The sequence below is a fragment of the Stenotrophomonas sp. GD03877 genome, assembly GCF_029840555.1.
In the GTDB taxonomy this organism is placed as follows: domain Bacteria; phylum Pseudomonadota; class Gammaproteobacteria; order Xanthomonadales; family Xanthomonadaceae; genus Stenotrophomonas; species Stenotrophomonas geniculata.
In genome coordinates this window covers 60,770-73,603 of record NZ_JAOCCT010000027.1, presented here as the reverse complement: position 1 = coordinate 73,603, position 12,834 = coordinate 60,770, and the positions used below count along the sequence as shown (strand labels likewise).

Genomic DNA, 12,834 nt, shown 5'->3' with positions numbered 1-12,834 from the left:
CCACCAAGGCTGTACGCCGTTCCGACAGATCGCGGAAGTCTGTCGAAGGCGGGGCGGGTCCGGTTGAGGGGGCGTGAGCCGCATGGATGCGGCGACCGAGCTTACATGGACGTACTTGCAGCGACCCCCGCAACCGGGCCCCCCCGCCAACCCACGGAATGCCAGCTTTTGACGTTGCTCTGGATCCGGCTCCTGCGGGTGCAGGGCTGCAAGCCCTGCAGACACCCCCTCGTGCACAATGGGGCCGACCCCGCCTGGACACCGTCCCTGATGTCGAGCAAGCCGTATTCAGAAGCCTGCGAGCGCAACCGCGAACCGATCGCCACGGCACTCGACCCGTGGATGGGCGACCGCCATCGGGTGCTGGAAATCGGCAGCGGTACGGGACAGCACGCGGCCTTCTTTGCCGAGCGCTGGCCGTGGCTGCGCTGGCAGCCCAGCGATCATCCGGACCATCTGCCCGGTATCGAGGCCTGGCGTGCGGAGGCCGCGCTGCTGAACCTGCTGCCGCCGGTGGCATTGCAGGTGGAACTGCCGCCTGCGCCGGGCCTGACGCTGCCCGAAGGCAGCACGTTCGATGCGGCGTTCAGCGCCAACACGCTGCACATCATGGGCTGGGACCACGTGCAGGCGTTGTTCGCCGCGCTGCCACCGGTGCTGCGTCATGGTGCGCTGCTGGCAGTGTATGGCCCGTTCAACTACGGCGGTCGCTACACCAGTGACAGCAATGCGCAGTTCGATGCCTGGCTGAAGGCACGTGATCCGCGCAGCGGCATCCGCGATAGCGAAGCGGTGCAGGCGCTGGCGGCCGACAATGGCTTCACCCGCCTGGGGGATGTGGCGATGCCGGCCAACAACCGCCTGCTGCTGTGGCGGTTGGGGTAAACCGCCGGTAGTGCCGGCCGTTGGCCGGCAACCGACTGCCGGGATGAATGCCGGCCAGCGGCCGGCACTACCATCAGGCCACCTGCACGATGTGCAGTGCCTTCGGATTGCGCCACTGCGCCAGCAGGGCGGCTTCGCGTGCCTTGGCCTGCGCGAAATGCGCTTCCTTGACGTGGCCGTAGCCGCGGATGTGCTCGGGCACGCTGGCGATCTCGACCGCCAGCGCGAGGCGGTCATCATCCAGGCCATCCAGCAGCAGCTGCACGGTGGCCTCGTAGTCACCGATCAGCTTGCGTTCCATGCGGCGTTCCTCGGTGCGGCCGAACACATCAAGGCGCCCGCCGCGCAGGAACTTCAGCTTCGCCAGCAGGCCGAAGGCCTTGAACATCCACGGGCCGTATTCCTTCTTCAGCAGCCGGCCCTGCTCGTCCTTCTTCGCGAACAGCGGCGGCGCAAGGTGGAAGCGCAGCTGGTAGTCGCCCTCGAACTGCTGCTGCAGGCGGCGCTGGAAGTCGCCGCTGGTGTACAGGCGGGCCACTTCGTACTCGTCCTTGTACGCCATAAGCTTGAACAGGTAGCGGGCCACGGTCTCGGTCAGCGCGGTGGAACCGCCGATGCGGTCGGCCTCGGTGGCGCGCACGCGCGCCACCAGATCACGGTAGCGGTTGGCGTAGGCGGCATCCTGGTACTCGACAAGGAAGGCGGCACGGCGCTCGATCATTTCATCCAGCGAGCGCGACAGGCGCGCGTCGTCCAGCGGCAGGAACGCCACGTCGCCACCATGCGAGGGCAGGCCGCGCAGTTCGCGTTCGTCGCCGGTGTTGCGCGGTGCCGCGGTGGCGCCCCACTCGTTGCCTTCCCACTCGCCCGGCGGCAGCGGGTGCAGCGGGCCCGGGGTGGATTCGGTATCGGTGTGGCGGTTGCGCACCAGGCCGGCAGCCTGCTGCACGGCCTGCGGATCGACCGCCGCCAGGCGGCCCCAGGCAAACGCCTGCTGGTTCATCGCCACGGCGGCGCCATTGAGTTCGATGGCGCGCATCAGCGATGCGAACGACAGCGGCACCAGGCCCTGCTGCCATGCGTAGCCGAGGATGAACAGGTTGGCGGCGATGGCATCGCCGAGCAGCGCGGTGGCCAGCTGGGTGGCATCGAGCAGCAGCGGTTCCTCGCCACCCAGCGCCACGCGCACACCGGCCACGATGTCGGCGGCGGGGAACTGCATGTCCGGGCGGGTGGTGAAGGTGCCGGGCATCGCTTCGTAGGTGTTCAGCACCACCTGCGAACGGCCGGCACGCACCTTCGACAGGGCCCAGTAGTCGTTGACCACCACCATGTCGCAGCCCAGCACCAGGTCGGCCTCACCGGCGGCGATGCGCACGGCGTGGATGTCGTCCGGGCGGCGGGCAATGCGGATGTGCGTGGTCACCGCGCCACCCTTCTGCGCCAGGCCGGTCTGGTCGAGCACGGTCGCGCCCTTGCCTTCCAGGTGGCCGGCCATGCCCAGCAGCGCGCCGATGGTCACCACGCCGGTACCGCCCACGCCGGTGATCAGGATGTTCCAGGGCTGTTCGAGCGTGCCGCGGATGGTCGGTGCAGGCAGGTTGTCCAGCAGCGTGGAGGCATCGCGCTTGCTGCCCTTGCGCGGCTGGCCACCGTGCACGGTGACGAAGCTCGGGCAGAAACCATTCACGCAGGAATAGTCCTTGTTGCAGTTGGACTGGTCGATCTCGCGCTTGCGGCCGAACTCGGTTTCCTTCGGCAGCACCGACACGCAGAAGCTCTTCTTGCCGCAGTCGCCGCAGCCTTCGCAGACCAGCGAATTGATCATCACCCGCTTCTGTGGGTCTTCCAGCTTGCCGCGCTTGCGGCGGCGGCGCTTCTCGGTGGCGCAGGTCTGTTCGTAGATCAGGATCGAAACACCCTTCACTTCGCGCAGGCGCTTCTGCACTTCGTCCAGTTCGCTGCGGTCGTGGAACTCGACATCGCTGGGGAAGTGCTCGCGCTGGCCGGTCCACTTGCCGATGTTGTCCGACAGCACCACGATGGTGTGGATGCCTTCGGCACGCATTTGCTTGGCGATGTCGGGCACGCTCAGCGGGCCGTCCACCGGCTGGCCGCCGGTCATCGCCACCGCGTCGTTGTAGAGGATCTTGTAGGTGATGTTGACGCCGGCCGCGACCGCCTGGCGGATCGCCAGCGAACCGCTGTGGAAGTAGGTACCGTCGCCCAGGTTCTGGAACACGTGCGGGGTGTCGGTGAACGGCGCCTGCCCGGCCCAGGTCACGCCTTCGCCACCCATGTGGGTGAAGGTATCGGTGCTGCGGTCCATCCAGGTCACCATGTAATGGCAACCGATGCCGGCCAGCGCACGCGAGCCTTCCGGCACCTGGGTGGAGGTGTTGTGCGGGCAGCCCGAGCAGTAATGCGGCACGCGCGGGAAGCTGGCGCGCGGCAACGCAAGCTCGGCTTCCTTCTCCTGCATCCACTGCAGGCGCTGCTCGATCGATTCGTTGTTGAAGAACTTCTGGATGCGGCGGCCGATCACGCCGGCGATGGTGGCCGGCGTCAGTTCACCGGTGGACGGCAGGATCCATTCGCCGCTCTCGTCGTACTTGCCAACGATGGACGGGCGCTGGCCCCAGCTGGCCGGCCAGTTGAAGAACTGTTCCTTCATCTGGCGCTCGATGAAGGCACGCTTCTCCTCCACCACGATGATGTCTTCCAGGCCCTGCGCGAAGCGCGCGATGCCCTGCGGTTCCAGCGGCCAGGTCATGCCGACCTTGTACACGCGGATGCCGATGTCAGCGCATGCGGCTTCATCCAGGCCCAGGTATTCCAGCGCCTGCAGCACGTCCAGGTAGCTCTTGCCGGTGGTGACGATGCCCAGCCGCGCGCGCGGCGCGTCCATCACCACTTTGTCGATGCCGTTGGCGCGGGCGAACGCCTGTGCGGCCTTCACCGCATAGCGGTGCAGCCGCATTTCCTGGTCCAGCGGCGGGTCCGGCCAGCGGATGTTGAGGCCGCCCGACGGCATCTCGAAGTCCTCCGGCAGCACGATGCGGCGTGCCGTCGGATCGACCTGCACCGAGGCCGACGATTCCACCGTCTCGGCAATCGTCTTGAAGCCGACCCAGCGCCCGGTATAGCGGCTCATCGCCCAGCCTAGCAGGCCCATGTCCAGGATGTCCTGCACGCCGGCCGGGTTCAGCACCGGCATCATCGCGCTGACGAATTCGTCTTCGCTGCCGTGCGGCAGGGTCGAACTGCGGCAGGCATGGTCATCGGCGGCCAGCGCCAGCACGCCGCCGTAGCGCGAGGTGCCCGCAGCATTGGCATGCTTGAACACGTCGCCGCAGCGGTCCACGCCCGGGCCCTTGCCGTACCACATGCCGAACACGCCCTGCACGTTGGCGCCGGGGAACAGGTTGGTCTGCTGCGTGCCCCACACCATGGTGGCGCCCAGGTCCTCGTTCAGGCCGGGGGTGAACTTCACCTTGGCGGCCTCAAGATGCTTGCGCGCGCGCCACAGCTCCAGATCGAAGCCACCCAGCGGGCTGCCACGATAGCCGCTGACGAAGCCGGCGCTGTCGATGCCTTCGGCGGCATCGCGCAGGCGCTGCATCAGCGGCAGCCGCACCAGCGCCTGCACGCCACTCAGATAGATCCGCCCCTCGTTGCGGGTGTACTTGTGGTCGAGCGTGTAATCACGGTCGAGCAGGTCGGCGGAAGAGGGCGAAGTGAGTTGCGCGGTACTGGTCATGGCTGGCCCGGTAGGATCGGCTGGCACCGGCCGCGTGCAGGCACGCGGCGGGAAAGGCGCGAATTGTAGCAGCGGGGCCGCGCAGGCCCCGGCACTCGCGCCCGTGGCGGTGCTGGGGTTAGGATCGGGAAGAGAGAGGGAGGCTGCAGTTGCGGCCTGGGGAGAAGGGATGTCAGTTCCAGGAAAGATCCTGGCCAGCGTGCTGCTGGCCTCGGGAGTGGCTACTGCATGGGCCGCGCCGGCCGTGCCTGCACCACAGGAGTTCTACTTCGACAACGACCCGGCGGCCACGCCGATGGTGGCGGTGCAGGGCGAGGGCGATGACCTGGTGGCCCAGCTGGTCAAGCTGCGTGAACGCGGCCGCCGCGCGGTCGAGGCGACGGTACAGCTGGCATCGGTGGCCGGGGCGCAGGGTCGCGGTGAACTGGCCGAGCAGCTGTACGGCGAAGCCCTGAAAGAGGCCCCGGCGCAAAGCAGCAGTGGCCGCAGCGTGCGCTGGAACTACGGCTGGGACCTGCTCCGGCAGGGCAAGGCAGAGGCGGCGCTGGAACAGTGGCTGGTATCGGCCAGCAACGCCCGTACGAAGCCCACCTGGGTGCCACCAACCTACGCGCTGGCGCTGTGGCGCATGGGGCAGAAGCAGGAGGCGGTGCAGTGGTATGCGGCTGCGGTACGCACCGAGCCGACGCAGTGGAATACCACGGCCAACTATGGGCAGCTGCTGCCGCAGTGGCGGGAGGACGAGCGTGCGTCGCTGGCCGAGGTGCAGCAGGCGTGGGTTGCCGCGCCGCCTGCCTGGCCCTGAGGGAGGGGTTCGGCCGGGTTGCACCCGGCACCCGCAGAGGCAACGGCCAGAGCCGAAGCAACAGCGGGCTTCCTGCGGGATGGCGGGGCACTGTGGGTTTGCGGGGACGCCGTAAACCCATCCATGGGGGCTTGGTCGCCGCATCCATGCGGCTCACACCCCGCAAACCCACAGTGCCCCGCCTTCGACAGATTTTCGCAGCTGTGGGTAGGTGTTGACCTTGGTCGACACGGTATCCACGCCATGCGTGGATGAATGTGCATCGGAATCGATTATTCGATATCTGATCGAAGAGCAGCCGAGCGTGGGCTCGGCTCTACAGAAGGCGGCCAACCAACCGGCTTTTGCCTTTGCTTCTGCTTTTCTTTTTTCTCTTCCGTGGCGGACGCACCCGGAAATTGTCAGAGGCCGGGCGGGGTGGGTTCGCGGGGGTGTCCGCGGCATGGATGCCGCGGCCAAGCCCCCATGGACGGGTTGACGGCGTCCCCCGCGAATCCATCCCGCCCGGCCAAGCGCGGCTTTTGATGTTCACGGTCAACCAGCCGCCACGAGGGGCTGCGCCGTTCGCTGGAAACTCAATCGTCCGCGGAAACCGTGCGCCCCGACGCCCACGCCCGTAGTGCCTCCACCTGCTCGGCCATCAGCACCGACAGCGGCCGCGTCGCACGGATCTCGTTCATCAGCAGCTCGGTGTCCAGCGGCCGGCCCTCGGCATGCGCCGCATACAGGCCGGCGACGATCGCCTGCTCGATCTCGGCGCCGGAGAACCCATTGGCGGCCGCCGCCAGCGCGGGTAGTGCGAAGTCGTCGGCGTTGAGCTGGCGCCGGCCCAGGTGCAGCCGCAGCAGTTCCACGCGCACGTCAGGCGAGGGCAGGTCGACGAAGAAGATCTCGTCGAAGCGGCCCTTGCGCAGCAGTTCGGCAGGCAGCTCGTGCACCTGGTTGGCAGTGGCCACGATGAACACCGGCGCCTTGCGCTCGGCCATCCAGGTCAGCAGGTAACCGAGCACGCGGCGTGACACGCCGCCGTCCTCGCCACCGCTGGCCAGGCCCTTCTCGATCTCATCCATCCACAGCACGCAGGGCGCCAGCTGCTCGGCCGAGGCCAGCGCCTGGCGCAGGTTGGCCTCGGTCTCGCCGTGGTACTTGTTGTACAGCGCGCCCACGTCCAGGCGCAGCAGTGGTACGCCGAAGCCGGCGGCGGTGGCCTTGGCCAGCATCGACTTGCCGCAGCCCTGTACGCCCAGCAGCAGCATGCCGCGCGGCGGGTCCAGCCCGGCCGGGGCCGAACCGGCAATGAAGGCCACGCGGCGCTGGTTGATCCAGCGCTTGAGCCGGTTGGCGCCGGCCACGTCGCCGAAGCGCGCGCTGTCGTGCTCGAAGAACAGGTGGCCGCTACGGTTGAGCAGCTCGAACTTCAGCCGTGCCAGCTGTGGCAGGTCGTCGTCGCGCAGCGCGCCATCGGCGTAGATCAGCTGGCGGGCGATGCGCCGGGCATCGACCAGGCTCAGGCCCTGCAGGTTCTTCAGGATCTTCTTCACCGCCTCGCTGTCGACTTCAACCCGGCGGCCGCCATGCTCACGCGCATAGGCGTCGGCCTCTTCGCGCAGCATCTTCAACAGGGCGTTGGCATCGGGCAGGCGCGGGTTGAAGCGCACCGCCAGTGCTTCCAGCTCGGCCGGCAGCTCCACCTTGGCACCAATCAGCACCAGCACATGCGGCTCGCTGTGGCGGCGCTGGATCAGGTCGCGCAGGGCGCGCTGGTGACTGGCATAGCCCAGGTAGGGGTGGAAATCGAGCAGCAGGTAGACCCCGCGCTGCTCCGCCTGGCGGATCATCTGCAGGGCCGCGCTGGCGTCGGGCGGCCCGACCGGCGGGTCTTCGCTGTCCAGGTCGATCCGGCGCAGGCCCTCGGTGATCGACCAGCGGTGCAGCGCCCGCCATACGTGCATCAGCGTCTGCCGGAACAGCTCGACGATGCGACCCTCGTCCTGGGTCTCGATGACGATCAGTGGGGTGTTGGCGCGGATCAACGCGCTCAGATCCTGCAGTTCGCTCATGCCGGTTCGATCCTTCGGGGGCGCCACGATAGCAAAGGCGATGGCCGCTGGTTCAGCACGACGCTACCTCCCGTCACCATCGCCGGTGTACGCTCGGGGCACGTACCCGGAAGCGAGGCTGGCATGAAGACGATCCTGGTGGCCGGTTCCAAGGGCGGGGTGGGCAAGACCACCGTCGCCACCCACCTGGCCGCGTACGCGGCATTGCAGGGCAAGGCCACGGTGATTGCCGATGCCGACCCGCAGGGCTCCAGCACCCGCTGGGCACAACGCCGTGCCGGGCTGGAAAGTGCGGTGCTGCCGATCGATGTGTATCGGAAGAAGCAGTGGGCGCAGAAGCTGCCCGATGGCACCGACACCGTCATCATCGACGCGCCGGCCGGTGCCCTGGCTGACGATATTCCCCATTTCCTCGACGCTGCCGACGCGGTGGTGGTACCGGTGCTGCCCTCGGCGCTGGACATCGAAGCGATCGTCGGCTTCCTCAACAGCCTGGCCCAGAACCCGCGCGTGCACAGCCGCAAGCTGCCGGTGGGGCTGGTGCTCAACCGTACCAAGCCATGGACCCAGACCTCGCAGCAGGCGCTGCAGATGCTGGGCGAATGGCCGTACCCGGTGGTCGCGCAGCTGCGCGACAGCCAGAGCTACGTGGTCATGACCGGCCTTGGCCGCAGCCTGTTCGACTACCGCTCGGCCCAGGTGCGCGAGCACCAGGCCGACTGGGAGCCGCTGCTGTCCTGGCTCAAGCTTTGATGCCTGCGTCACTCTTTCTGCTGCATCCTCTTCTTCATGGAAACCCGCGATGCGTGAATTGATCCTGCTGCGCCATGCCCATGCCGAACCGGCGACCCCCGGCCAGGCCGACCTCGACCGGCCGTTGTCGCCGGTGGGGCTCGCCGAAGCCGAAGCCGCCGGCAAGTGGCTGAAGGAGAACAACCTGCTGCCGGACTGCGTGCTGTGCTCACCGGCGCGGCGCACCCGGGAAACCCTGGAAGCCGTGCTCGGCACCATCGGCTACGTCGAGAAGCGCCTGGAAGACCGTATCTACGAGGCCACCCCCGGCACCCTCGCGGCGCTGGTGGACGACCGCCGTGACCTCGACCGGGTGCTGATCGTCGGCCATAACCCCGGCCTGGAGCGCCTGGTGGCGTTGATGACGGAAGGCACCAGCAGCGACTATCGCGGCATGCCGCCGGCTGGCATTGCCGTGCTCGGGTTCCCGCGCGAGGCCTCGATCGAGCCGGGCGTGGCCAGCCTGAACGCGTTCTGGTGGCCGTGATCCAATGAGCCTGGCGCGGCGCAGCCGCTTTCTGCTGCCCGTGCTGCTGGTTTCCGGCGCGGCCTGGGCTGCCGCGCCACCGCCAACGCCCCTGCCGCCGGTGGTCGCCGAGGCGCACCGGGTCCTGCGCCTGGATACCCAACGCTCGCAGATCGGTTTCGAGGTGCGCACCCGCTTCGGGCAGCGCATCGAAGGCCTGTTCCCGCACTTCGAAGGTCGAATCGAGGTCCTCTCCGATGGCCGCCACCAGGTGCACCTGAAGATGTTCACGCGCTCGGTCGAGATCCCCGGCAAGGCGCGCTACACCGGCTGGATGCGCGGCGAGGAGTTCTTCGACGCGGGCCGCCACCCGGTGGTCGAGTTCGACTCGCTGCCGTACTGGCCGGAGACCGTGGAAGACGGGGGCGACATCAACGGGCGGCTGACCCTGCGCGGGATCAGCCATCCCGAGACACTGAAGGTCGAGAAGGCGGAGTGCGCCCGACCCGGCTATGATTGCGACGTCGTCAGCCGCGGTACCGTGCAGCGAGGCCGGTATGGAATGGACAGCTGGCAGCTTGCCTTGAGTGACCGAGTGACCTTCGTATTGCGAGCGCGCCTGAGCGAGGCGCCGAAACCGTGAACCTCCTGCTGCGTGTACTGGCGCTGGCAAGCGTGTTGCTGGGCAGCGGTTGTGCATCGCTGTCCACTGCCGAGCGCGACCGCGCCGAAGCGATCGCCGTGCAGGCGCGCTCGACCCAGGTCGATTGCCAGCGCGCCGACCGTTGCGCGCAGGACTCGCCGCTGCGGGCGCTGGCCGGCCGGGCGTTCACCGAATCCACCCCGGAGCAGCCGCGCCACTACGCCACCCTGCTGGACGAGGGGGAGGGCGCCCTGGTGGCACGCCTGAACCTGCTGCGCAGTGCCACCCGCAGCATCGACCTGCAGACCTACATCTTCGACAAGGACGACAGCGCGCGGTTGGTCATCGACGAACTGCTGGCCGCGTCGCGGCGCGGGGTGAAGGTGCGGGTGCTGATCGACCAGCTCTCGGCGATTTCCGACCTGCAGATCCTCGGCGCGTTGTCCGGTGCCCACCAGAACTTCCAGCTGCGGGTCTACAACCCGACCTTCGGCAAGGCCCGGCTGAACTACTTCGACTACGCCGGCAACGTGCTGTGCTGCTTCCGTCGCTTCAACCAGCGCATGCACAACAAGCTGCTGGTGATCGACGATGCGATCGGCGTGGTCGGCGGCCGCAACTACCAGGACGACTATTACGACTGGGACCGCGAGTACAACTTCCGCGACCGCGACGTCATGATCGCCGGTCCGGAAGCGCGCGCGATGGCGGCCAACTTCGATGCCTTCTGGCGCGCCCACCGCAGCGTGCCGGCCGAGCGCCTGAATGACGTGGGCCGCACCCTGCTGCGCGAGGGCGTGCCGGAGCTGCCACCGGCCACCTTCCGCCGCCCCGAGCGGGTGCAGCGGGTCAGCGCCGAAGCCAATGACATGGACTTCGTCACCCGTTCCTTCGTGGATACCGCGCTGCCGGTGGCCTCGGTGCGCTACGTCGCCGACCTGCCGCGCAAGCACCGCCGCGAGAAAGCCGATGCCCCGCTGGCCGGCCAGCATGTGACCGAGCCACAGCTGGATGCACTCATTGCCGGTGCGCAGAAGGAAGTGATCCTGCAGACGCCGTACCTGGTGCTGTCCAAGCCGGCGCAGAAGCTGTTCCGCGAGCTGCGCAAGCGCCCGCAGCCGCCGCGCGTGGTGGTGTCGAGCAACAGCCTGGCGGCCACCGACAACCCGATCGTGTATGCGCTGTCGTACAAGTACAAGCGGCGCAACATGCGCGAACTGGGCTTCAACATCTTCGAATACAAGCCGTTCCCGCTGGATGCACCGGTCGACTACCGCAACCTGCTGCCTGATCCGATCGCCGCGCCCGCGGGCGACGACGACGGCGGACGCAATCCGCTGATCGGCGGCAGCGCCGCTGGCAGCAATGCCGGCGGTGGCAGCGATGGGGATCTGGCCACAACCCGCAGGCAGGTGCCGGTGAACCATCCGCGTACCGGCAGCGCCTACCAGAACGCCCGCGAACGTCGCCGTGCCGCCGGCAGCGAAGTGGAAACGCGCCTGCTGCGTACCGAGACGCGGCCGTCGTTCCTGGGCAGCAAGGCGGTCAACAAGCCGCTGCCGGTCACCCGCAAGGGTGCGCGCATGGGCCTGCACGCCAAGTCGCTGGTGGTCGACCGCCGCATCGGCGTGGTCGGCACCCACAACTTCGATCCGCGCAGCGAGAACTACAACACCGAAGGCGCGGTGATCATCGACGATCCGGTCTTCGCCGAGCAGCTGGCCGAGAGCATCCTGCGCGATACCCATCCGCAGAACTCGTGGACGGTGGCGCCGCGGGCCAAGCCGCCGGTGCTGTCGGGCCTGAACTACAGCGTCGGCAAGGCCTCCGAAGCGCTGCCGATTCTCGACTTCTGGCCGTGGCGCTATGCCACCGACTACGAGTTCAAGCCCGGCCCGGACTGCCCGCAGCCGCTGCCACGGCAGGACCCGGATTTCCATCGCTGCTACGTGGCCGTCGGCGACTTCCCCGAAGTCAACGTCGGCCCGAAGTGGCTGCTGGTGCGCATGCTGACCGCATTCGGTGCCGGCCTCGTTCCCATTCTCTGAAGGTGCCCGCATGACCCAGGTGTTCCGCGAAGCTGTTTCCATCGAGCAGCTCAATGCGCTCAGCCGCAACACGGCGATCGAGTCGCTGGGCATCGTCTTCAGCGCCGCGGGCGAAGACTGGCTGCAGGCCACGATGCCGGTGGACGAGCGCACCCGGCAGCCCTACGGCATCCTGCACGGCGGTGCGTCGGTGGTGCTGGCCGAGACCCTCGGCAGCAGCGCCGGCAACCTGTGCGTGGATACCGCAAAGCAGATCTGCGTGGGCCTGGAAATCAACGCCAACCATGTGCGTGCGGTGCGCTCGGGGACTGTCACCGGCACCGCGCGCGCGCTGCACGTGGGCCGCAGTACCCAGTTGTGGGAAATCCGCATCGAAGACGAGCAGGGCCGGCTGGTGTGCATCTCGCGGCTGACCCTGGCGGTGGTGGCCGCCGGCCACGGTTGAGCCCCCGTCGGGCGTGTTGACGGCGGCAGAACCCAGCGTTCCCCGCCGATTGCCCCGGTCAATGGCGGTTATGGCCTAAATCGGCTGGCAGCTGCCGCGGCGCTCCGGTATCGTGCGCGGATGACTTCCCCCACTCCGGCCCCCCGTGGCGGCGTGGCGCGTGTGTGCCGTTACCTGTACCGCGTACCGCTGCTGTTGGTCCACATCACCGTGTTCCTGCCGCTGATCCTGATCGGCATGCTTCCGCCGTGGGGCGAGCTGCGCGTGGGCGAGGATACCTTCGGCGCGAAGGTGGTGAACTGGTGGCAGGGCGGGCTGATGTGGATCTTCGGCTTCCGCCTGTCACGGGTGGGCCAGCCCTTGCCCGGTGCCGTTCTGTTCGTCGCCAACCACGTCAGCTGGGTCGACATCTCCATCCTGCACAGCCAGCGCATGATGGGCTTCGTTGCCAAGCGCGAGATCGCCAGCTGGCCGCTGGTCGGGTGGCTGGCCGCGCGTGGCCAGACCATTTTCCATCAGCGTGGCAACACCGAATCGCTCGGTGGGGTGATGCAGGTGATGGCCGATCGCCTGCGTGCCGGCAAGGCGGTCGGCGTGTTCCCGGAAGGGCGCACCCGCGGTGGCCACGAAGTGGGGCCGTTCCATGCCCGCATCTTCCAGGCCGCGGTTGAAACCGGCGTGCCGGTGCAGCCGGTGGCGCTGGTGTACGGGATGAAGGGCGACGCACAGACCATCGTCGCGTTCGGCCCGGGCGAGAGTTTCGCCGCCAATTTCCTGCGCCTGCTGGGTGAGCCGGCGCGGCATACCGAAGTGCATTTCCTGGAGCCGATCGGTACCCAGGACCTGGAAGGCCGTCGACGCATCGCGGAAACCTCGCGCGCGCGCATCGTGGCGGCCATGAGCACGCAGTGAGGGTGCGGTGGCCCTGAT

At 68.0% G+C, this 12,834-nt stretch carries 10 protein-coding genes; 8 read left to right on the top strand and 2 right to left on the bottom strand.

The features are described from left to right. Positions 1–270 precede the first annotated feature (270 nt). Complete coding sequence (locus N5D20_RS18175; RefSeq protein ID WP_019337590.1) at positions 271–885, top strand: DUF938 domain-containing protein; 615 nt, start codon at positions 271–273, stop codon at positions 883–885. Between the two features lie 73 nt (positions 886–958). Here the strand turns inward: N5D20_RS18175 and N5D20_RS18170 are convergent, their stop codons facing one another. Then, the gene (locus N5D20_RS18170) at positions 959–4,645 is read right to left on the bottom strand and encodes an indolepyruvate ferredoxin oxidoreductase family protein (RefSeq protein ID WP_197578545.1); all 3,687 of its coding nucleotides are present in this window, start codon (positions 4,643–4,645) and stop codon (positions 959–961) included. 169 nt (positions 4,646–4,814) lie between these two features. Between N5D20_RS18170 and N5D20_RS18165 the strand changes: the two genes are divergently transcribed. Next, positions 4,815–5,450, top strand: coding sequence for a tetratricopeptide repeat protein (locus tag N5D20_RS18165; protein WP_049435383.1), 636 nt, complete (start codon positions 4,815–4,817; stop codon positions 5,448–5,450). Between the two features lie 575 nt (positions 5,451–6,025). On the opposite strand, the gene N5D20_RS18160 is transcribed toward N5D20_RS18165, so the two are convergent. Further along, positions 6,026–7,510, bottom strand: a complete 1,485-nt coding sequence (locus N5D20_RS18160) for an AAA family ATPase (protein WP_010487236.1) — start codon at positions 7,508–7,510, stop codon at positions 6,026–6,028. Positions 7,511–7,633: 123 nt separating this feature from the next. On the opposite strand from N5D20_RS18160, the gene N5D20_RS18155 reads away from it, so the two are divergent. The 6 genes from N5D20_RS18155 to N5D20_RS18130 all read left to right on the top strand — a co-directional run bounded on the left by N5D20_RS18155 (position 7,634) and on the right by N5D20_RS18130 (position 12,816). Further along, positions 7,634–8,263, top strand: coding sequence for a ParA family protein (locus N5D20_RS18155; RefSeq protein WP_010487235.1), 630 nt, complete (start codon positions 7,634–7,636; stop codon positions 8,261–8,263). 49 nt (positions 8,264–8,312) lie between these two features. Next, positions 8,313–8,789 (top strand): histidine phosphatase family protein, encoded by a 477-nt coding sequence (locus N5D20_RS18150; RefSeq protein ID WP_005407539.1) that lies wholly within the window; start codon positions 8,313–8,315, stop codon positions 8,787–8,789. Between the two features lie 4 nt (positions 8,790–8,793). After that, on the top strand, positions 8,794–9,411 hold the full coding sequence (locus N5D20_RS18145) for a YceI family protein (protein ID WP_043400783.1): 618 nt from the start codon (positions 8,794–8,796) through the stop codon (positions 9,409–9,411). Further along, on the top strand, positions 9,408–11,459 hold the full coding sequence (locus N5D20_RS18140) for a phospholipase D family protein (protein WP_197578546.1): 2,052 nt from the start codon (positions 9,408–9,410) through the stop codon (positions 11,457–11,459). Before N5D20_RS18145 ends, N5D20_RS18140 begins: the two co-directional genes overlap by 4 nt. A gap of 10 nt (positions 11,460–11,469) precedes the next feature. Then, positions 11,470–11,904 carry a hotdog fold thioesterase gene (locus tag N5D20_RS18135; RefSeq protein WP_010487227.1) on the top strand — a complete coding sequence of 145 codons (435 nt, stop codon included), beginning with the start codon at positions 11,470–11,472 and terminating at the stop codon, positions 11,902–11,904. A gap of 120 nt (positions 11,905–12,024) precedes the next feature. Then, entirely contained in the window at positions 12,025–12,816 is a 792-nt protein-coding gene (locus N5D20_RS18130) for a lysophospholipid acyltransferase family protein (RefSeq protein WP_019337597.1), read from the top strand. Positions 12,817–12,834 lie beyond the last annotated feature (18 nt).

Excerpts from the sequence above, each read along its gene's own strand:
- N5D20_RS18135 (WP_010487227.1), top strand. The coding sequence starts at position 11,470 with ATGACCCAGGTGTTCCGCGAAGCTGTTTCCATCGAGCAGCTCAATGCG.
- N5D20_RS18170 (WP_197578545.1), bottom strand. The coding sequence starts at position 4,645 with ATGACCAGTACCGCGCAACTCACTTCGCCCTCTTCCGCCGACCTGCTC.
- N5D20_RS18150 (WP_005407539.1), top strand. The coding sequence starts at position 8,313 with ATGCGTGAATTGATCCTGCTGCGCCATGCCCATGCCGAACCGGCGACC.
- N5D20_RS18160 (WP_010487236.1), bottom strand. The coding sequence starts at position 7,510 with ATGAGCGAACTGCAGGATCTGAGCGCGTTGATCCGCGCCAACACCCCA.
- N5D20_RS18130 (WP_019337597.1), top strand. The coding sequence starts at position 12,025 with ATGACTTCCCCCACTCCGGCCCCCCGTGGCGGCGTGGCGCGTGTGTGC.
- N5D20_RS18155 (WP_010487235.1), top strand. The coding sequence starts at position 7,634 with ATGAAGACGATCCTGGTGGCCGGTTCCAAGGGCGGGGTGGGCAAGACC.
- N5D20_RS18145 (WP_043400783.1), top strand. The coding sequence starts at position 8,794 with ATGAGCCTGGCGCGGCGCAGCCGCTTTCTGCTGCCCGTGCTGCTGGTT.
- N5D20_RS18165 (WP_049435383.1), top strand. The coding sequence starts at position 4,815 with ATGTCAGTTCCAGGAAAGATCCTGGCCAGCGTGCTGCTGGCCTCGGGA.
- N5D20_RS18175 (WP_019337590.1), top strand. The coding sequence starts at position 271 with ATGTCGAGCAAGCCGTATTCAGAAGCCTGCGAGCGCAACCGCGAACCG.